This window comes from Siphonobacter sp. SORGH_AS_0500 (genome assembly GCF_031453245.1).
Lineage (GTDB): Bacteria > Bacteroidota > Bacteroidia > Cytophagales > Spirosomataceae > Siphonobacter.
Genome location: NZ_JAVIYT010000006.1, coordinates 95,462 through 115,620 on the forward strand (window position 1 = coordinate 95,462; position 20,159 = coordinate 115,620).

General features: G+C 47.2%; 13 protein-coding genes. 5 read left to right on the top strand and 8 right to left on the bottom strand.

What is annotated here, in order from left to right; all coding sequences use genetic code 11:
• Positions 1 to 41: 41 nt before the first annotated feature.
• From QE357_RS22030 to QE357_RS22065, 8 genes are all read right to left on the bottom strand, one after another.
• Positions 42 to 734, bottom strand: coding sequence for a cyclase family protein (locus QE357_RS22030; protein WP_307143874.1), 693 nt, complete (start codon positions 732 to 734; stop codon positions 42 to 44).
• Between the two features lie 312 nt (positions 735 to 1,046).
• Entirely contained in the window at positions 1,047 to 1,286 is a 240-nt protein-coding gene (locus QE357_RS22035) for a hypothetical protein (RefSeq protein WP_309712518.1), read from the bottom strand.
• A 36-nt stretch (positions 1,287 to 1,322) separates the two neighbouring features.
• Positions 1,323 to 2,444 carry a cytochrome c peroxidase gene (locus QE357_RS22040; RefSeq protein WP_309712521.1) on the bottom strand — a complete coding sequence of 374 codons (1,122 nt, stop codon included), beginning with the start codon at positions 2,442 to 2,444 and terminating at the stop codon, positions 1,323 to 1,325.
• Between the two features lie 67 nt (positions 2,445 to 2,511).
• Complete coding sequence (locus QE357_RS22045; RefSeq protein WP_307143872.1) at positions 2,512 to 3,126, bottom strand: hypothetical protein; 615 nt, start codon at positions 3,124 to 3,126, stop codon at positions 2,512 to 2,514.
• Between the two features lie 48 nt (positions 3,127 to 3,174).
• Complete coding sequence (locus tag QE357_RS22050; protein WP_309712525.1) at positions 3,175 to 4,656, bottom strand: RagB/SusD family nutrient uptake outer membrane protein; 1,482 nt, start codon at positions 4,654 to 4,656, stop codon at positions 3,175 to 3,177.
• A 6-nt stretch (positions 4,657 to 4,662) separates the two neighbouring features.
• On the bottom strand, positions 4,663 to 7,860 hold the full coding sequence (locus tag QE357_RS22055) for a SusC/RagA family TonB-linked outer membrane protein (protein WP_309712527.1): 3,198 nt from the start codon (positions 7,858 to 7,860) through the stop codon (positions 4,663 to 4,665).
• Positions 7,861 to 7,910: 50 nt separating this feature from the next.
• Positions 7,911 to 8,915 carry a FecR domain-containing protein gene (locus tag QE357_RS22060; protein ID WP_309712530.1) on the bottom strand — a complete coding sequence of 335 codons (1,005 nt, stop codon included), beginning with the start codon at positions 8,913 to 8,915 and terminating at the stop codon, positions 7,911 to 7,913.
• A gap of 525 nt (positions 8,916 to 9,440) precedes the next feature.
• On the bottom strand, positions 9,441 to 10,010 hold the full coding sequence (locus tag QE357_RS22065) for a sigma-70 family RNA polymerase sigma factor (RefSeq protein WP_309712533.1): 570 nt from the start codon (positions 10,008 to 10,010) through the stop codon (positions 9,441 to 9,443).
• 1,113 nt (positions 10,011 to 11,123) lie between these two features.
• Here QE357_RS22065 and QE357_RS22070 point away from each other — a divergent pair.
• The 5 genes from QE357_RS22070 (at position 11,124) to QE357_RS22090 (ending at position 19,981) form a co-directional block, all read left to right on the top strand.
• The gene (locus QE357_RS22070; RefSeq protein WP_307143868.1) at positions 11,124 to 11,990 is read left to right on the top strand and encodes a phytanoyl-CoA dioxygenase family protein; all 867 of its coding nucleotides are present in this window, start codon (positions 11,124 to 11,126) and stop codon (positions 11,988 to 11,990) included.
• A gap of 62 nt (positions 11,991 to 12,052) precedes the next feature.
• Positions 12,053 to 12,859, top strand: coding sequence for an SDR family oxidoreductase (locus QE357_RS22075; protein WP_309712538.1), 807 nt, complete (start codon positions 12,053 to 12,055; stop codon positions 12,857 to 12,859).
• A gap of 109 nt (positions 12,860 to 12,968) precedes the next feature.
• On the top strand, positions 12,969 to 16,019 hold the full coding sequence (locus tag QE357_RS22080; RefSeq protein ID WP_309712541.1) for a TonB-dependent receptor: 3,051 nt from the start codon (positions 12,969 to 12,971) through the stop codon (positions 16,017 to 16,019).
• A gap of 11 nt (positions 16,020 to 16,030) precedes the next feature.
• A complete protein-coding gene (locus QE357_RS22085; RefSeq protein WP_309712544.1) occupies positions 16,031 to 17,374 on the top strand; it encodes a RagB/SusD family nutrient uptake outer membrane protein in 1,344 nt (447 codons plus the stop codon).
• Between the two features lie 21 nt (positions 17,375 to 17,395).
• On the top strand, positions 17,396 to 19,981 hold the full coding sequence (locus QE357_RS22090) for a M14 family metallopeptidase (RefSeq protein WP_309712547.1): 2,586 nt from the start codon (positions 17,396 to 17,398) through the stop codon (positions 19,979 to 19,981).
• The last annotated feature ends 178 nt before the right edge of the window (positions 19,982 to 20,159 follow it).

A 20,159-nucleotide genomic window follows, 5' to 3' on the forward strand; every position in this document is an offset into this window, starting at 1 on the left:
ATAAAAACCATTCAGAACGATAGTGAAAGAAAATGGGAGCGTTACTCAAATACCGCTACCGCCCGAACGGGTGAACCCGTGCCGCCGCGAATTTTCAGGGGTAGGGCAATGAACCGAAACCGCCCCCGACCTACCAGCAAATGCAGATTTATCAGGTTTTCGTAATGCGTAAATCCCATCTCGCCGCAAATGCGGTGAACTTCATTATTCGAAACTTTCGGTACGCCTGGGGACATCATCTCCACACCAAAAGCCGCAATACCCTGGTTACCCAACCAACGAGTGGCTTCAGCAGTTAATCCGGGCCCATTTGCCCAGTTTTCGGTGTGATAAGCCTTGCGGTAATGATCTGTGTAGATTAATACGGTATCCCCCTTTTGAATCGTTAAGGCCTGGTTCTGGCACGCCTCTTCCAATTCCTCTGCTTTGATAAGCTCTTTAAAACTTTTGTGAGAAAAGTCCAGACAAATGCCTTCGGTATAGAACATGGAAAGGGGCATGGTATCAATCGACTGCCCAACAAACTCGCGTCCCATGTGATTGAGTGCATCAACATGGGTGCCCGTATGTTCGCTCATATTCAGGTTTAGTACACTGGGGGTTACAGTCTGGGTATCGGTTAGCCCGTCCCACTGCTCATGCGTGGCATGAATGCCGATATGGACGGGGGGTAAACTCTTGTAGACGGGCATTCCCGCATAAATTTCCTGACTCAGATCAATGATTTCAGGCATGGGAGTTAGTTGGTTGAATGATGTTGTCTTAAAGATTAGAATCCACAATTAGTTCCTGAAAGTTAAAAGCAGCCATAGCATCAGTTACGGCTGCCAGCTTTTCGCTGGCAGCATGATTTCGAGACAACAAGTAACACATGCTGTCAGCAGACTTGATAGCTTCTCCTGTTCCCTTGAACTAAGAAGAGAGAATAAGCCAATGTTTGGCTATAGGAAAGTTTGCTAGCTCAGGAAAGTGACACGATCTCCAGTAAGGTTTTTCCCTCTACCTTGAAGAATAGGAAGGAAGTAGAAAATATGGAATTATGAAAGTTATAGTCGCTGTGCAGTAGCAGGCCTGTGTAATACTTTAACGACTAAGGTGAAAGCAATATATAAAATGGGACCGATGAAAGGAGTAACTAGTAATACAAGGGCTACCGCCCCTTTCAACAACGGAGAGAGCCCTTTTTCTCTTATGACTAGCAGAAAACTCAGTAGATACAACAAAGCATAAATTCCCAGAATTAATGACCAGAGAAAAAGGCTGGAGGAAGGGGTTGTCAAATCCATAGCTACATAAGATTATCAGGAAGTAATGATAGAGCTTTACTGCGGTAAATCAAAGGGATTCATCTTTTGCGAAGGAACCGAAATAGCTTTCAGAAAAGCTTCTAGCTGTAATTGCTCCGGTTTGGTTAGATGAAGTTTCCGCAAGATCGGCGAAGTTACTGGGCGAAGCCGCTCATCCACTAGGACCCGCTTCTGAATAGGAGAGGGGTTACCCAGATTGTAATACTCCACCACATCGCGGAGAGTAGGAAAGTTACCGTGGTGCATCCAGGGGCCGGTTCGGAACACTTCCCGCAGCGAAGGCGTTCGAAATTTCCCTACATCCTCCGGGTTACCCGTTTGCAGATATTTACCAAAATCCTGCTGGGAAGAACCGTATAAGGTCTGTCCGTCGTTGTGAAATTGGTTATCCGAGAATAGCGGCGAGTTATGGCAGTTAATGCAGCGGGCTTTGGTGCGGAAAAGGTGTAGACCCATCACTTCATCGTCAGACAAAGCCTTTGCGTTTCCCTGAACAAATCGGTCAAACCGACTCGGCGGACTCACAATGGTTCGCTCAAACGTGGCAATGGCCTGCTGAATTCGTTCGATGGTTACCTGATCGGTGCCAAAGGCTTCCTTAAAGTAAGGTCGATACCCTTTCACCTTTCGAACGTTCCGCTGCATAGTCCTGAGATTTTGAGCCATTTCTTTAGGATCCTGCACCGGAAAGCTTACCTGCTCTTCCAGACTTGCCGCCCGGCCATCCCAGAACAGCGTTTTGTAATGAGCAGTATTTAAAATGGTCATGGCATTGCGTTTGCCATTCTGACGATTATGCCCAAAGGACAAATGCCGACCATCGCCCCAGCCTAACTCTGGATCGTGGCAATTGGCACAGGAAATCTGTTTGGAGGCGGATAATCGGGGATCAAAAAACAGGAGTTTTCCCAGCTTTGCTTTCGCTTCCGAATAGGGGTTATGGGCCGGGAATTCGGCTTTTCCCAGCACACCAATTTCCTGAAAGGTCTTTACCACCGAAGTATCCAGATCGGGTTTGGGCCAGCGGGAAACGTCTCCACTGCTGTATAATTCCCGAAGTTCTTCGATGCTATATTCCTTCTGAAAAGCAGTAATGATCAGGAAAAAGGCCAGCGAAACCAGTAATGGAATTTTCATGTTTTTTGCTCTAATTCAACTTCCCGAAAGCTCCACACTTTCGGGAAGTTATGGTATTCGTAATCAATCAGTTAAGCGTTAATGCATTGACGCTTAGTTTGTATGTGTGGGAAACCTTTGCTTTTCCACCGATAGCCGTTTCATTAAAATTGACGATCAGGTCAATTACCTTCGTATTCGCATCGTAAGTACCTTCGCCACTAATGCCAATTTTAAACGTTGTGCCCACGCTCCGGGTGATGGTGATATCCTGAGTTAGCACTTTGACTTTACCTTTGGTTGAACCTACCTCGTCCGGGAAAAACTGAAGCACTTTCTCCGCGTTAATTTTAGCCGTTTTGATGTTGTTAGATCCAATCTCTGACGTGTATAAGGTTACCATCCCAAACAGATTGACTCCACTATCAACCACGTTGGGGTTGGTAAAACCGATATAGGTTGGATCATCCGCCGGAATGGTTGAAAAATGAGAACCAATCCGGTTTGTCCATTTCGTAGCGGTTGAATCATAGCGGTAGACGTACATCTGATAATACTGTTCAGATTTGTGAAATACGTTAATAACTTCGGTGGAAGCGGCGGCCTCTTCGGGTTCCGGTTCAACGGTCTTATTATCTTTGGAACAGCTGTTCAGCATTAAAACTCCGGCAAGGAAGAAAGGAAGTAATCGCAGCATTTTCATGATAGAAATAATTGGAATGAATAGTTTAACAAATGGGTAATCAGGGAATTAATAGCCTGGATTTTGTGCCATAAAGGGGTTCACCAAAACCGTTTTGGCGGGTAGGGGCAGAATGAAATAATCCGAAGGGTAGGTTAAACTACAGCGGATTCCCTGACAATCCTGCCGATTCAGGTTTTGCTTGGTTCGGGCGAGGTCCAGCATCAGAAAGCCTTCGAAACAAAGCTCCTTGCGACGTTCCAGATAAATCAGATTCAGTAATTCCTGCTGATTAGTACCCGATAAAGCAGTAGCCGAAGGATCTGCTCGCTGACGAATGGTATTTAAGTCCTGGTAGGCCTGAGTGAAGTTATTCAGGTGAGCCGCAGCTTCAGCCCGAATTAGATACATTTCGGATAAGCGAATCACTTTGATGCCCGTCGAATTCTCATTGCCCCGGTTATACTTGTTGCAAAAAGAATAGACTGTATTTGCAAGCGTGGTAGTCGTATACAAACTTGACTTATTGCGAACGTCAGTCGCTTCGTATAAATCAAGCAGATCATTGGTGGCGGCCATTTGAAGGAAATTATTACTGGCTCCGGCTGAAGTAACATCGAAAAAGCTACCGAGGCTGGTCGTATTGTAATTCGATGGAACAGAAACCTCAAAAATGGCTTCGCTCGTATTTTTCTGCGTCCAAGAACTTACGTAATTCTGGTTGGTGTACAGACTAAACGCGTTACTGGTAATGACCGTGTTAGCGTACGTATAAGCCTGTTGCCAGTCGCCTTGATTCAAGTAAACCCGAGCCAGTAATGCCTGAACTACGGATGGGTTCATGTAATTCTTCGTACTTCCCGAACTCCAGATGGCCGTGCTATTTTCAAACAACACCAGTGATTGATTCAGGTCTTCAATGATCGCTTCATAACATTCCGCCACCGTCTGGCGTGGGCGTTGCGATTCACTGACCAGAATGGGTTTTAGGTTCAGAATAATGCCGGGATGCGAGGCATCCGAAGTATACGTATAGGGCTGAGCGTAGAGTAAAACCAAATCAAAATGAATCATGGCCCGCAGAGCGGTTGCTTCCGCCACTAGCCGTGTACGCGTGCGTGCCGTGCCGTTGGTAATCGCAGGAACTTTGGTAATGATGTTGTTGAGATTATTGAGAATGGAGTATAACTGAGAATAAGTACTGTTCATCCCACCCGAAGACGAACTGGTTTCGGTATCTTCATTACCGGGATCAGCGGCCAGATTATACACATCCAGTAATCGGGCATTGCTCAGCGTTGCATGTTTGATATTACCACCCGCAACGTCTGGATACAGCAGGCGATTGCCATTTAGGTAACTCAAATCAAACAGCGACCGATACGCTCCACTCAAGGCTACGGTTGCCGATTCAATGTCCTGAAAGGTTTCTTCCAGAGAAATCTTATTCTGTGGTTCTTTGTCAAGTAAGGCCTGGCAGTTAGTCAAAAAAATCATCAAACACAGAAGGCTCAGTTTCAAACCTCTGCTTTTGGTCAAGGAAACAATCATGATTCGTTATAAGCTAAGGTTTAAACCTGCACTAATGGTCCGGGCTTCCGGGAACGTAAAGCGGGTTTCCCGGATGCCATTCCGCCCAGCGGGACTTTTTTCCTTATACCAGTAGGCCACATTCGTTGCGTTGAAAAAAGCAGAAACCCCCTGCATGCGAAGACGTTTGGTAAGGCTACCCGGTAAGGAATAGTGGAGTGTAATATTTGAAAGCTTTAGATTAGTCAGGTCTCGCAGGTAACGGGATGAATTAGTTACCAGTCCCTTTTTAATCGACAACCTGGACACCTGAGTTACATCACCCGGCTGCTGCCAGCGATCCAGCAGATTGACACTCATGTTGGAATGTTCCAGATTCTTTCCATCGGCAAGAAACCGGGTGGATTCCATCATATTTCCACCGATGTTGTAAAGGATATTAATGTTCAGGGATACGTTTTTGTAGGATAAGGAGTTAATCCACCCGCCCTGAACTGTGGGTAATCGATCCCCCAGCACGACGTAACTGGAACGGGGATACGCACGAATGGCTGTACGAGTGACTAGGTTACCATCCGGGGCATAGAATTGCTCTTCGCCCGTTTCAGGATTAACACCACCCCACAGAATACCCCAAATGGCCGTAGTACTATAACCTTCCCTTATGGCTGCATTTGCCTCTCCCGTGGTAGTAGCAGGATCATTAAAAATGGAAGTGTAGCCCCCGTTATAGCGTAGAACCTTATTACGATTTAAACCCGCGGTAAAAGTGGACTGCCAGCGAAAGGATTGCTTCTGGAGGATGTCCATTTTTAGCGTTACGTCAACTCCCTGATTTCGCATTTTAGCCGTATTTACCGAAATGGAGCTATAACCCGTTTCCAGCGGAACTTCTACACTAGAGATTAGATCATGAATGGTGTTGTTGTAATATTCCGCAGTGAGCGAGAGCCGATTAAAAAGCGTAGCGTCAATGCCCAAATTCAGCTTGATATTTCTTTCCCATCCTAGATTAGGATTAGGAGCGGAAGCAGATTCAGGAATGGCGGCAACGTAGCCATTGTAATTGCCATAGCCAAAATTATATAGACCTCGGGCCGCATAAGAGCCAATCCGCGAGTTTCCGGTTGAGCCATAGCTGGTTCGGATTTTCAGGAAATTGATCGTAGAATGATCCTGTAGAAAGGATTCTTTACTGACAATCCAGCTAAAGCCAACCGCTGAATTAAGAGCCAGACTGAAATCACTGCCAAACATGGAAGACTGATCGGCTCGTAAGCTTGTGGTGAATAGGTACTTCTTTCTGAAGTCATAGTTTCCCTGCGTGTAATAGGAAACTGTGGCATTTTCCTGTCTGGAAGAAGAAGTGGTTCGGTTAGTGGCTTGTCCAAGCTCCCGAATCCGATCATAGGTGAAGTTAGAACCCGAGCCCGCCAGTAATACGGTGCTCTGGTCCTGAGCTTCCATTCCGGCAATGATGTGTACCGAATGATTTTCGAGGAACGTTTTAGAATAATTACCTTGGATATACCCTAACCAGCCGAGGGTTTGACGGTCGAAAATCTGTAAGCGTCCGCCGACGGTACTGCCCGTAGCGTTTTTGGCCGAAAAATATTTAACCTGCTTCCCCTGCGAGAAGTTAGTCCCAATCGTTCCCGACAGCGTGAAGGATGGCGTGAGGGCGTAATGAATATTCGAGTTACCATTGAAACTAATGGTATGATTAACATTCTCATTCTGAGCTAATACTGCCAGCGGATTAGGTACTCCCAAAAACGTAGTAAAGTTTCCGTCCGAGTCATAGGGGTTGAGATTGGGAGGTAAATAAGCGTTATTTTCGAAATTATCTATTCCATTCTTTTTGGAGAAAGTAGGCGATAACGTAATGCCAAACTTCAACTTCTTATTCAGGACGCTGTTAACCTTCAAACTCAGATTAACTTGCTGCATATCGTTACTCATGGCACTGGCTTGCTGGTAACGATAGCCCGTCGAAAACCGATAATTTAAACCTTCTTTTCCTCCAGAAACATCCGCGTTGACAGCTGTGTAAGAGGCATTTCGTGTCGTTAATCCAAGCCAGTCCGTATTTATGGTCGAACTGCCTGCTTGGGTACTGGCCTGAGATTCTGAAAAACCATCGTTAATCAGAGCTTCTCGTTTAAGCATGTAAAACTCAGGGCCGCTTAATAACTTCATCCGATTAATAAAGCTGGATACTCCCCGCGAGATGGAAACATGGGCAGCTGTTCGCCCTGCTGAGCCAGACTTCGTAGTAATGATGATAACGCCATTGGCTGCATTTGCTCCATAAATCGTAGTAGCGGAAGCATCTTTCAAAATGGAAATCGACGCAATGTCCTGAGGGTTAATCCCGGCAAGGGGATTGATAAGCGTTTCGCCATTAAAAATGCTTGCGGCATCCCCACGTTCCTGTTCCATGATGGGTATTCCATCGATCACGTATAAAGGTTGCGTAGAGGTGGTCCTGCCGCCACCAACGGGTGTTAACGTACCCTGCCCGCGAATGTTAATTTTTACCGGAGTACCGAGCTGCGTATTAGGTTCGACGTACACGCCAGCCGCTAAGCCTTCCAGCATTTTGTCAATGCTTTCGATGGGGCGATAAGGTTGTAACTCTTTGGCGGTTACCTGAGAAATACTACCGATGACTTCTTCCTTTGGCGTGCCGTTGGTATAGGCGTTTGTAACTACCAGTTCGTTCATCTGCTGGAAGTCAGACTCCATTTCTACGTTAATCGTGCTTTGAGAACCCAGGGGTTTGGATACAACGGGCTTCATGCCCACCATCCGAAATTCGAGCTGGGTATTTTCAAGGTCTGATGCGGCTACAATCGATGAATAATACCCTTCGGCATTCGTAACACCGATGACTTTTCCATGGAGAGATCGAACCGAAACCCCAGCAAGCGGTTTTTTATCCGCTTGGTCCAGCACCGTTCCGGTTACGCGACGCACGCTTTGCGGACGAACCAGAATGCGATTTCCTTCCTTGCGGAACGAGAGGCTGGTCAATGCCGACAAATCCCGCAGAATGACGGGCAGGGGTCCTCGACTAACAAACGTATACCGGCGGGTAGCGTGAATATCCTGGGTGTCGTAGTTGAATTGTACACCCGCCTGTTTTTCAATTTCCGAGAAAATACTCGTTAGCCCCGCCTGTTTTAACTGGAAAGAAAGTTGTTGAGCCTCCGTTTTTTGCATAAACCCGAGACCAACCCAAAAGGCTAGGAGTAGCCCTGTTAATCTAACATTCATTTCTCCGCACTTAAATAAATCTTACGATGATGGATGGTATAAGTCAGGTGTTTAGAGAAGGAGATATTTTCAATGACCCGTTGCATTTCTTCGCGGTAGAAGCTACCCGTGTAATGCCAGGTTGGGTTGGGGTTTTTAAGGATTATTTCGTAGCCGTACATTCGCTCAATAGCCTGAGCTACGGTTTTGAAGTCCGCATTTTTGAAGACCAGATACCCATCTTTCCAGCCACTAACGGCCAGAGAATCGAAGGACGTTCGGGTTAATTTCTGAGTAGTCGTTTGAAAAATCGCCTGCTGACCGGGCATTAATACGAGTCGCTGCCGAAGTGCATTCTCAACCTGAACCTTTCCCCGATGCAGCGAAACGGTAACCTGATTGGCAGGGGAATAAGCCGAAACGTTGAATTCCGTGCCTAATACGCTCGTCGATAACTCGCCCGTCTGTACGATGAAAGGTTTAGTGGAGTCGTGAGCGACGGAGAAAAAAGCTTCCCCTTCCAGCCTAATTTCCCGAACATTCGAATGGAAAGTTTTAGGGTAATGAATTGTACTGGCTGCATTCAGAATAACCGTACTTCCGTCCGATAAAGTAAGTCGTGTTTTCTTACCGTTCGGGTTCGAATGATGAACCCACTCCACTTTTGCAGGAGGTACGGACGGATTGCTACGATTGAAATAGAGCAGTCCGCCTACCAGTCCCAGTATAAGTAATACCGAGGCTGCCGCCAGCCAGGGTTTGCGGCTGGAACGCTGTATGTGCGGAATGACGGGCGTATCCAGGTATTGACGCATCCGTTCTTTTTCCTGCTCAAATTCTTCAGTAGGGAGTCGCAGAGCGAGCAAATCCAGCAGATTTTCGGCAGCGACGATTTCATCCAGTTTTTCAGGATGCGTACGAATCCAGTGCTCCCAGAAAGCGACGGCTTCGGGATCTGACTTCAGGTAATACGCAATGAATGACGCTTCGGCTGCAAAATCTTCCGCCTGGTAATGTTCCATGAATACACTCGTTTGCTTACCAGTGCAGAAAAGCGGCTTTTTTTACCGACTAAATTCAATCTTTTTTATAATTAATTTTTAATGAATTGGTAATCAGTGAAGTAATAGGATTTTTTCTTAGGAAAGGTTTAACCATAAGTGTTAAATAAGAGTAAAGAAGCCGCTTCCCACTTTGGGGACCATTGGAACAAGGGCTTAGCAACTCTCTGTCGTCGAGAGCGAAGCGTGAATGTCCCCGGATTTTATCCGGGGCTATCCGTATTGAACCCCTCCGGGGTCATTGGTCGTAACCCTATTGTAACAATCTTAACAACAACCCCAGCGGGGTTGAATATGAGTAGCCCCGGATGAAATCCGGGGACATCGCGGGTACTTGATCATCCGCATCTGTCATCCAGAGCGAAGCGAAGAATCTGATGATCTTTGTCGAGCTGGTTGGGGCAGGTGGTAACTGGATGAAGCTAGTCCCTTCCACCCAGGGTCCGATTCGCATGCAGGTCTTCATTCTAGATGCCAGACCGGTTTTTAACGAACGAAGATAAAAAGAAACAGGCTGCTTAACACCTGCATATGCTTGCGGAGGGTTTTTAGGGCTTCCGAAACCTGATTATACACGGTTCGGGGTTGAAGCTGTAGGCGTTGAGCAATAGCCTCGTAACTTAATTGTTCATAATACTTGAGTCGAATCATTTCCAACTGACCCGGCGTAAGCTTACTTAACAAGTGCTGCACCCGGCGTTTGTTATCGTCATCCGACTGCATCTCCACCAGCGTTTCTTCGTAAGAACGCTCGACGGGCCCTGCCGTTGTATCACTCAGTGAGGCAAAAACATCCTGATTTTCTCTGAGTAATTTTCGCTTGAGAGAAGTGAAGAGATAGGCCTTGACATTGTCAACTTCAGGCAGACGCGAACGCCGATCCCAGAGTTCACAGAAGAGTTCGTGGATGGTATCTTTCACTAACTCGCGGTCGGCAATAACCCGGCAGCCAAAGGCAAATAAAGCCTGATAATGAGATTCGTAGAGAAACATGAATGCCTCCCGGTCGCCCATTTTCAAGTGTTGCCAATGTATTTGTTCCGTGCTTGCTGCCATAAGAAGGGCACAAAGGTAAATCAATTATTTATAATCATTATAAATAATTTCACTGAATAGTACTCAGCTCCTGGTAATCGATGAATGAACAGGAGTGAGCATAAGGTTGGCTAGAAGCCTTGAAGTTATGCACGTATAGCCCATGAAAGAAAAGGCAGCGTAACTAAATATTAGGCGGGTTACAGAAACGATGAGTAGAAGAGTAAAGAATTTTTAGAAGCGGTCTAACCGTTAGAATGAAGGCCTTCATGCGAATCGGACTTTGGCTAGGGCTGACAGGTTTGGCAGAACGACAGGTGGCACCTGCCTGATCGTAGGAACGAGAGGGAATCTCGCACCAGGGATTCACCTTCACCTGTCCTCTCAAATGTAAAGAGAGACCTTGGGTAGAAGGGGGCGGGGCTGGTTTCGTCAAGTTACCGCATGCCCCAACCAGCTCGACAAAGATCATCAGATCCTTCGCTTCGCTCTGGATGACAGATGCGGATAATTACGTAATGATGTATCCTTTAAGTATGAGATAATTGTCATGACCAACCGTGTCCCCGCGTTATCCCCGGATTTGTCATCCGGGGATATCCAGCCTGGGGCTATTCATATTCAACCCCGTTGGGGTTGTTGTTAAGATTGTTACAATAGGGTTACGACTAATAACCCCGGAGGGGTTCAATATGAGTAGCCCCGGATGAAATCCGGGGACATTCACGCTTCGCTCTCGACGACAGAGAGTTGCCTAAGCCCTTGTTCCAATGGTCCCCAAAGCGGGAAGAGGCTTCCTTCCCCTTATTTAATGCTCCTGGTTAGACCTTCGCTAAAAAATTTTTTATTCTCTATTGAATTGTAAATCAGTACATTAATAAAATCTTATTAGTCTATAAAATAAATAGATTTAGTAGACTATTGTTTTTAAAAAATACATCCTCTTTCTTTGAACCGTCATTCAAATCTGCGACTATGTTAGAGAACTACGAATGGGTTTTAATTAACCTCCGGCTTCGCTCCTCTTTGTGTTGTAAGTAACCTGCTTTTCTCGATTAAGTACCCTAATCAGCTCTTTCTCAGCGAATAGAGTCGGGGAAGTATTGTTTCTTATCAATTCAAAATCAGGAAATCATGAGTCAGACATTCGTTTTCAATAAAGCTTTAACCGAAGAACAGCGTCAGTATTTTAAAACCCACGGCATCATTCAATTCAAGCAGTTTGTAGACCGGGCTACGGTGCAGGAATTCATTCGGGAAGTAAACCGCGTAGAACAGCATTTACTAAAAACTAACACTGAAAAAGTAAACGGTATTCCCCTGAAATTCGGCGAAAACGAACGCGGTGACCGGATGATTCAACGGCTGGCCTTTACCTCACACTACAGCCAGAAGCTACGTGATTTCCTGAGAGATCCTCGTTTTCAATTATTACTGGAATTACTGGGTCCTTATGAGGGACGCATTGGGGAGAATGAAAAAGATGGTTTAGTCGTCAACCATTACGTCAATACGCCCACCAGCCAGTTCAAGCAACTAGGCTGGCACACGGATAGCCCCCGCGATTTATTTTTAGGAACTCGAATTCAACCCATGTTGAATGTGGGTCTGCACCTGGATGATTGCTCGCAGGCCAATGGTGGGTTGCGAGTGCTGACGGGCACCCATGAGCAGAGCATCTGGAAGTTACTGTTCCGTAAAAAATACTTCATCGATAATAATCCCGATCCCAAAGAAACGGGCTTTGAAATCGAGGCAGGCGACCTCACCATCCACGATGGCCGCCTTTGGCATCGCGTGCAGCAATCCCCCTTTATCGGTGAAAAAAGCCGCCGCCGGGTTATGTACATTCCGATTATTACGGGAGAATACAGTCCCAAACACGCCGAAAGTCCAACACCGTTTTACCATAAACTAGGCAGTATCAAGCTACCGAAACCCTCTTTATCCGGCTGGTTGAATAAAAACTGGCAACCCGGAATTGCTCGCTTTTTAAGTTAATCCGTTAACGGTCCTTGCTTCTGGCAAGGACTGCTTTTCTTTTCACTCTAGACGTTTTTCATATGCCATACGCCCTAGTTACCGGGGCCGCTCAGGGAATAGGACGGTCGCTGGCTGAGCAGCTTGCTCAGCGAAAGTATGATTTGTTACTAGTTGATTTTCAGGAAGAAAAGCTCTATCAGACGGCTGACTACCTGCGAAATACCTATGCCCGGAACGTCCATGTCTTGACCATTGATTTAGCCCTGCCGGGATTTTTGCGGGTTGTCACCATCTGGCAAAAACAAATCACACCAAATCTGGAAGTGTTGGTGAACAATGCAGGGTTTGGTCTGAATGGCAGCTTCGAAGACCTCGACATCAATGAACAACTTGATATAGTCAATGTCAACGTGCGGGCGGTCATGCAGATTACCCACGCGTTTTTACCCACCTTACGGAAACAGGAAAAAGCCTATTTGCTCAATGTCTGTAGCACCACGGCTTATCAGACGGTGCCTTACCTGACCGTCTACGCGGCTTCCAAGGCCTTCGTTCTTTCGTTCACGCGGGGCCTGCGACATGAGTTACGCGGTTCAAACGTGAGTGTAACCATGCTGAGTCCGGGCAGCACGGACACGGGTTTCGTAGATCGGGCTCGCATGGGAGAATCGCTTAAACAGACTGCCAGCAAGGTTCACATGAATCCCGATGTAGTGGCTGAAATCGCTATAAAAGCGTTGTTTTCGGGTAGAGCTGAAGTAGTCCCGGGTTTCCTCAACCAAGTCGGAGCGTGGTTACCCCGAGTAGTTCCCATGCGTCTGATTGAACGGGTCGTTGGGAATCTGTATAAGCCCAAAACGGAAAGAACGCTAGTCACAGTATTGTAATTATTCTGATTATCAAAAACGTAACGGTATGTCCATGTTTCAAATACACGCTCCGCCCGGGCCTTGCCTTTCTTAATCTTCCCTTCTCAGTAAATTATTGAATGTAATTATGAATCAACTTTTAATAAAAAACGTCCTGCTTCTGGCAGGATTGCTATTTTTTCAGCCTCTCTTTGCTCAGCAACGCCAGCTTAAAGGCCGCGTTCTTACGCCCGATCAGGAACCTTTAGTGGGAGCTACCGTCCAGATTTCCGGCACTTCAAATGCCACCTTGACGGATGCCAACGGTTCTTTTCAGTTAACCCTTTCATCAGGAAACAAAACCCTGCGAATCAGTTACATTGGTTACGAAACGCAGGAGATTCCCATTACTTCCCAGACTAACCTTACCGTACAGCTTCAGCCGGATAGTAAAGTACTGAATGATGTAGTGATTACGGGTTACAGTACGCAGAATCGCAAGGAAATTGTCGGTTCTGTAGCTAAAATCAATGGCGATGATTTGAAAAATATTCCGGCGGCGGCAGGGTTCAATCAGCTTTTGCAGGGAAAACTGACGGGTGTTCAGGTAAACTCCAACTCGGGTGTTCCCGGCGGCGGTATCACTTTTCGTATTCGCGGCAATAACTCCATCAATGCCTCGGTTGATCCTTTATATGTGATTGATGGTGTATTTGTTAGTAACTCCGAACCCATTCGAACCAGTATAGGTCAGCAACAACAGTCAAATCCGCTGGCGGACATTAATCCCGCTGATATTGAGAGCATTCAGGTGTTAAAAGATGCCAACGCAACCGCTATTTATGGGTCGCTCGGAGCGAATGGCGTGGTAATCGTAACGACCAAACGCGGTCGACTGAATACCAAAGCAAAAATCACCGCCAATGTTTCACACGGCTGGTCTTCGGCGGCAAAGAAATTCCAGGCCACGACCGGGCCAGAAACGGCTACGCTGGTAAACGAGTCGGTTCGAAATACAGCGATTGATCGTGGTCTAGATCCTTCGACGGTGACCTTACCTTTCCCAGACCCCAGCAACGTTCCAACGTATGATCGCATCAGCGATATTTTTAGAGTAGCCTCTACGGCTAACTATGATTTATCCGCTCAGGGAGGCTCTGCTCAGAGTACCTACTTTGCGGGTTTAAGTTATACCAATCAGGAATCGATTGTGAAACCATCAGGTTTTGAGCGGTATACCCTTCGCTTCAACTACGACAATTACCTGACGAGTAAACTCAAATTGGGGAATAGCATTAACATTTCCCGGACGTATCGGAACGTCAGTAGTAACGATAATAACCCGACGGGCGTCATTAACTCGGCGATTTTTCCGCGTTCGTATCTGCCGATTTATAACGAAGACGGCACCTACGCTCGTTCGGGAAGTTTCGATAATCACATTGCCCTCATCAAGAATCTGAATAACAATGCCGTGGGATGGCGGACAATTGGGAATGTCTTTGCTGAACTGACCATTCTGCCCGAACTGGTCTTGCGTAGTAGCTGGAGCGTGGATAACAGTGATATGTATGAGAATAATTACAGCAACACGCTCATTGCGGCAGGCATTGCATCGAAGGGTTCTGCTTCTTCCTATGAAACCAAAAACCTGATTTTAACGAACGAGCAGGTACTGACGTATATCAAGTCCTTCGGAGAGAAACACCGCATCAATGCCCTGATTGGGAACACGTTTAATACCGTTCGTTATGAAGGAACCAGTGCCTTTGGTCAGAATTTTGCCAGTAACGATCTGACCAGTATTGACGTGGCAGCAACCACGACGGGTTCGTCCAGCCGGAATAAAAATAAGCTGGTTTCTTTCTTCGGAAAAGCGACCTATACCTATGACGGTCGATTCACGTTTGATGCCAGTTTGCGGGCCGACGCTTCATCTAAGTTTGGAGCGGATCGTCGTTGGGGTTACTTCCCTTCCGGCGGATTTGCCTGGAATGCAGGTAACGAAGCTTTCCTGAAAAACCAGAATGTATTGAGTGATCTGAAATTCCGGGCCAGTTGGGGCCTAAGCGGTAATCAGAACGGCATTGGTTCCTACGCGGCTCAGGGCCTGTGGTCTTCGGGTTTCAATTACCTGGATGCAGCGGGGATTGCCCCTTCGCAGCTCGAGAACCGTCGCTTAACCTGGGAAACCACCCGTCAGATAGACATCGGAATGGAGTTTAGTTTTCTGCAAAATCGACTGAGTTTTATCTTTGATTACTATAATAAGTACACCTACGACTTACTCCTGAACGTACCCGTTCCTTCGCGTTCCGGTTTCACGACTTATTTGCAGAACTACGGAGCCGTCAGTAATAAGGGTGTGGAATTCTCGATTCATTCCGAAAATTTTGCGGGTAAAGACTTCCGTTGGTCAACGGATTTCAATATTTCCTTCAACCGCAACCGGATTGAAAAACTGGCTTCGGATATTGCTCAGGGAGCTTCCGGGCGAAACATCTCGATTTTACGTCAGGGCTATTCCGTCAACTCTTTCCAGTTATACAAGCAGTTATACGTCGATCCGCAAACGGGTAATGCCGTGTATGAGGACGTGAACAAAGACGGCATTATTACCTCCGCCGACCGTCAGATTGTAGGGAATGCTTTGCCAAAATTCAGTGGAGGTTTGACGAATACACTTTCCTACAAACGATTTGATCTGAACTTCCTTTTCTACTTCCAGCAGGGTAATAAGATTATGAGCATGCACGATTTCTTCCTGGTGCACGGCGGAACGCAGAACTTCATCGGCTTCATTCCCCGACAACTGGAACGCTGGCAAAACCCCGGTGACGTAACGGACATTCCACGGCTGACAACCTACAGCGGTAACCCAACGGTTAACGGTGGGGCCTCCAATAATTACGGGGGTAATGTAGCCAACCAGAGTTCGCGGTATCTGCTCGACGGTTCCTTCATTCGTCTGCGGAATGTAGCTTTGAACTATAACCTGCCCGCTAGTCTGGTTCAGAAAGCCCGTCTTTCGTCTGCCCGGATATACGTGCAGGGAGCTAACTTGTTAACCTTCACCAAATTCACCGGGCTCGATCCCGAAGTAAGCTCGCAGAGTAATAACCAGAATACGGCTGGTTACGACTGGGCCACGGTGCCTCAACCCCGTACCTTTTTGGTGGGCTTAAGTCTTACCCTTTAATTGATGCCTTGATGAAAAAGTTATATAAACCCTGGAGTAAACTCGCGGTTGTTTTTACTTTGCTGAGCTTTACTTCCTGCCAGAAATACCTGGAAGAGTATCCTAGTAATGCCCTGCCCGCAGCTAGTGCTATTACCGACGCCGGAACAGCCCGGGCGGCCATCAATGGTGCCTATGCCCGCGTGCAAAGTTACTACGCCAGCAGTTATCCAACGTTAGGTACCATCACGACCGATAACGTGGTTTTCAATGGAACGCTAAGCCAATACCTGCAACTGGACCAGAACGCCGTTACCCCCGATAATGCCATTACGCTGGATGTGTATCAGAGTATATACCGGGCAGTAAATACGGCTAACAGCATCATTACCTACGTTCCGCAAGTAAGCGACCCGAACCTGAGTGCGACCGAGAAAAATACCATTGTCGGGGAAGCCTATTTCATTCGAGCTCTAGGTTATTTTGATCTGGCTCGGGGTTGGGGTGGTGTGCAGTTACAGCTTAAACCTACCCTGAATCTGGACGATTTGAAAGGCATTAAACGCTCGACGCTCGAACAGACCTACGATCAGGTATTGGCCGATTTAATCAAAGCTGAAGAGTTATTACCCGAAGATGCCGCTACCCGAAACCGGGCCCAGAAAAGTGTGGCCCGGGCCTTGCGTGCCCGCTTGCACTTGTATCGCAAACAGTGGGCCGATGCCGAAACCTACGCTTCGCAAGTGATTGATAACCGAAAGTATAGCCTGGTTAAGCCGTATAAAAACTTTTTTACGTCGCCGTTTTTAAGTCAGGAATCGGTTTTTGAACTTAGTTTCTCCATTAATAACCGAAATTCATACTGGAACCTGTGGTACCCCAGCTCCCTGGGCGGACAGTATACGCTGAAGCCATCCCCTACGCTGATTGCAAAGCTGACTAACCCCAACCAGGGCGGCAGCCGCAGTGCCTTGCTGGCGGGAACGGGTAACAACGTGTACGGCGTTTTATACAACACGTCCAGTACGAGTACCGACCCGGCTTATCTCATTCGGATTGCCGAGTTATACCTGATTCGAGCCGAAGCCAGAGCCCAGCAAAACAAGCTGAGTCAGGCGTTGTCGGATTTGAATACGGTGCGGGCCCGGGCCGATGTGCCGGCTTCAACCGTCGCCACGCAGGCCGAGTTATTACTAGCCATTGAAGAAGAGAATAATCTGGAATTTGCCTTTGAGGCTCACCGCTGGTTTGACCTCGTGCGAACGGGTCGGGTAGGAGCGGTGCTCGGGCTTACCAATACCAATTACTGGGTATTTCCTTTTCCTTACCAGGACGTACTTTCTGATCCCGATCTGGAACAAAACCCTGGCTATTAACCTGTTGTAACCTTTTCCCAAATGAAAAAACGGAATCTCTTTACCTTCCTTCTGGTATTAACCAGTCCGCTACTCTGGGCCCAGCAAAACTACTTTTTCCCGAAATCAGGGAGTTTTGACCCGAAAGTACCTTCACCCGAGCAGTTTCTGGGATATCCCATTGGAACACATTATACCCGTCACGATCAGATTGTGGCTTACTTCAGAGAGCTGGAACGTACGTCGGGGGGGAAAGCTCACGTCGAGGTAATCGGGAAAACCTACGAAGAACGTCCACAGGTTATTCTGACGATCACTTCCCCCGAAAACTACGGGAAACTCGAACAGATTCGACAGAAACACCTCACCGTACTGGATGCCTCCAAACCCAATCTGGACAAGAACGATCCGGTGGTGGTATTATTAGGATACAGCGTTCACGGAGCCGAGACTTCGGGTGGTGAAACGGCTTTGTTAACGGCCTATTACCTCGCAGCCAATCAAAGTCAGCAAACGGCTAATTACCTGAAAGAAGCGGTGATTTTGATTGACCCTTCGCAAAACCCTGACGGTCGGGATCGGGCGGCCAACTGGCATAATGCCTATAAATCGTTTCCACCGGTGAGTGATCCTGCCGATCTGGAACATAATCAGGCTTTTCCGGGTGGGAGGGTGAACCATTATTTCACCGATCTGAACCGCGACTGGCTGAGTGCCGAGCAGATCGAAAGCAAAAATCGCGTTGATTTCTCGCATCGCTGGTATCCTAATGTGCACATTGACTTTCACGAAATGGGAACGAACAGCACGTATTATTTCGAGCCTACTCCGGCGGGTCATGAGAGCCCCTTATTACCCCGGGCTTCGTATGATTTCAATGCGACACTGGCGAAATACCACGCCGAAGCATTAGATGAAATTGGTTCGCTGTATTTTACGAAAGAAGCTTTCGATAACCTGTCGCCCATTTACGGTTCAACCTATCCCGACTTTTTCGGGGCGGTCGGCGTTACCTTCGAGCAGGGCAGCTCGCGGGGCTTGGTGCAGGAAAGCACATCCGGCCCGGTTACGTTTGCCTTTACCGTACGCAACCATTTAGTAACCGGACTCGCCACGCTGAAAGGAGCATTAGCCGAGAAAGAAAACCTATTCAAACTGCAAAAGGATTTCTTCAAATCCGCCGTGACGCAGGGGAAAGCAAATCCCGCGAAGGGTTTTGTTTTTGGGGATAGTCGGGATGTGAGTTTAACCAACAAGTTACTTTCTCTCGTGCTTCGTCACCGCCTGAAAGTGTATCCTCTGAACTCAGATTTAACCGTAGACGGCAAGAAGTTTGAAAAAGGACACGCCTATGTTGTTCCTTCCGAGCAGCCTTTTTTCCGAATCGTTCACTCTTTGTTTGAAGAAACCCCTAAACTCAAAGACAGTGTCTTTTACGATAACACGTCCTGGTCGGTGGCTCATGCCTACGGCTTGGCATACGCTAAACTAACCTCAGTTCCTTCACTGAGTGAAGCCGTTACAGCTGTTCCTGACGTAAAAGGAAGCGTGGCGGGGGGGAAAGCCTCGCTGGCGTATTTGCTGAACTGGTCGGAGTATAATGCTTCGCGGGCTTTGTATTATTTGGTATCGAAAGGGGTATTGGTAAAAACGGCTCTCAAGCCTTTTACCAGTAAAACTACGACTGGAAATCAGAAATTTGCGTATGGATCACTCGTGATTCCCGTGGCTGGACAATCCATTAGTCCCGACAGCCTCTATGCTTTGGTCAGCGAAGCCGCGACGAAAGCACAGGTAACTTTTGCCGGAACGACGACGGGTTTCAGTGTGGAAGGGATTGATCTGGGTAGTAATAACATTGTTCCCGTTCGTAAACCCGAAGTAGCCCTGATTACCGGAAGTACGGGTGGACTGGCCGAAGCCGGACAAGTCTGGTTTTTGCTGAATGAACACTTGCAGTTACCCGTTTCCAAACTGGATGTCAATGCGTTGGGCCGGGTTTCGCTGGATCGTTATAATGTACTGGTGTTGCCGAATGGAAACTACCGGGAACTCAGTAAACCGACCGCCGACGCTATTAAAAGCTGGGTAGCCCGTGGAGGAACACTGATTACGTTCCGCACGGCTTCAGAATGGGCCATTACTCAGGGACTGCTTCACGAACGGGCTTACGTGGATTCCTCAGCTACGAAAAAAGGAGTAACTACTCGCGTGGATTATGCCTTAAAATCAGAAACGGATGCACCGAAACGAATCAATGGTGGTATTTTCCTGGCTGATATTGACATCTCAAACCCCGTAGCTTTTGGCTTAAGTAATCGCAAAATCTACTTCACTAAAACGGGAACTACGATTCTGTTACCCAGCAAGGACAAATATGCTACGGTGGCTCAATACCTGCCTTCGTCGTACATCAGCGGGTACATTACGAAGGATAACATCGCCAAAATCAATAACACGGCTTCCATTCTCGTTGGTCAGAGTGGACAGGGGAAGGTCATTGCTTTTGCGGAAGATCCCACGTATCGCCATTACTGGCACGGCACGAATCGACTTTTCCTAAACGCTATTTTCTACGGAAATTTGATTCAGTTACAATCCGGTTTTCAGGGAGCCGAAGAAGAGTAATACCTGAATTAATTATAGAGATTTTTAAAGGTTACTTCCCTGGTGGGAGTAACCTTTTTTATGATCCATGAAAATGAAATCAATCGCCGTGGTTGGTGTCCTCATCAACCAAAACTACTTTCCAATACAAAACTTGCTTCCAAAAATGGCTGGTGAGGACACCAGCCGTGGAAATTAA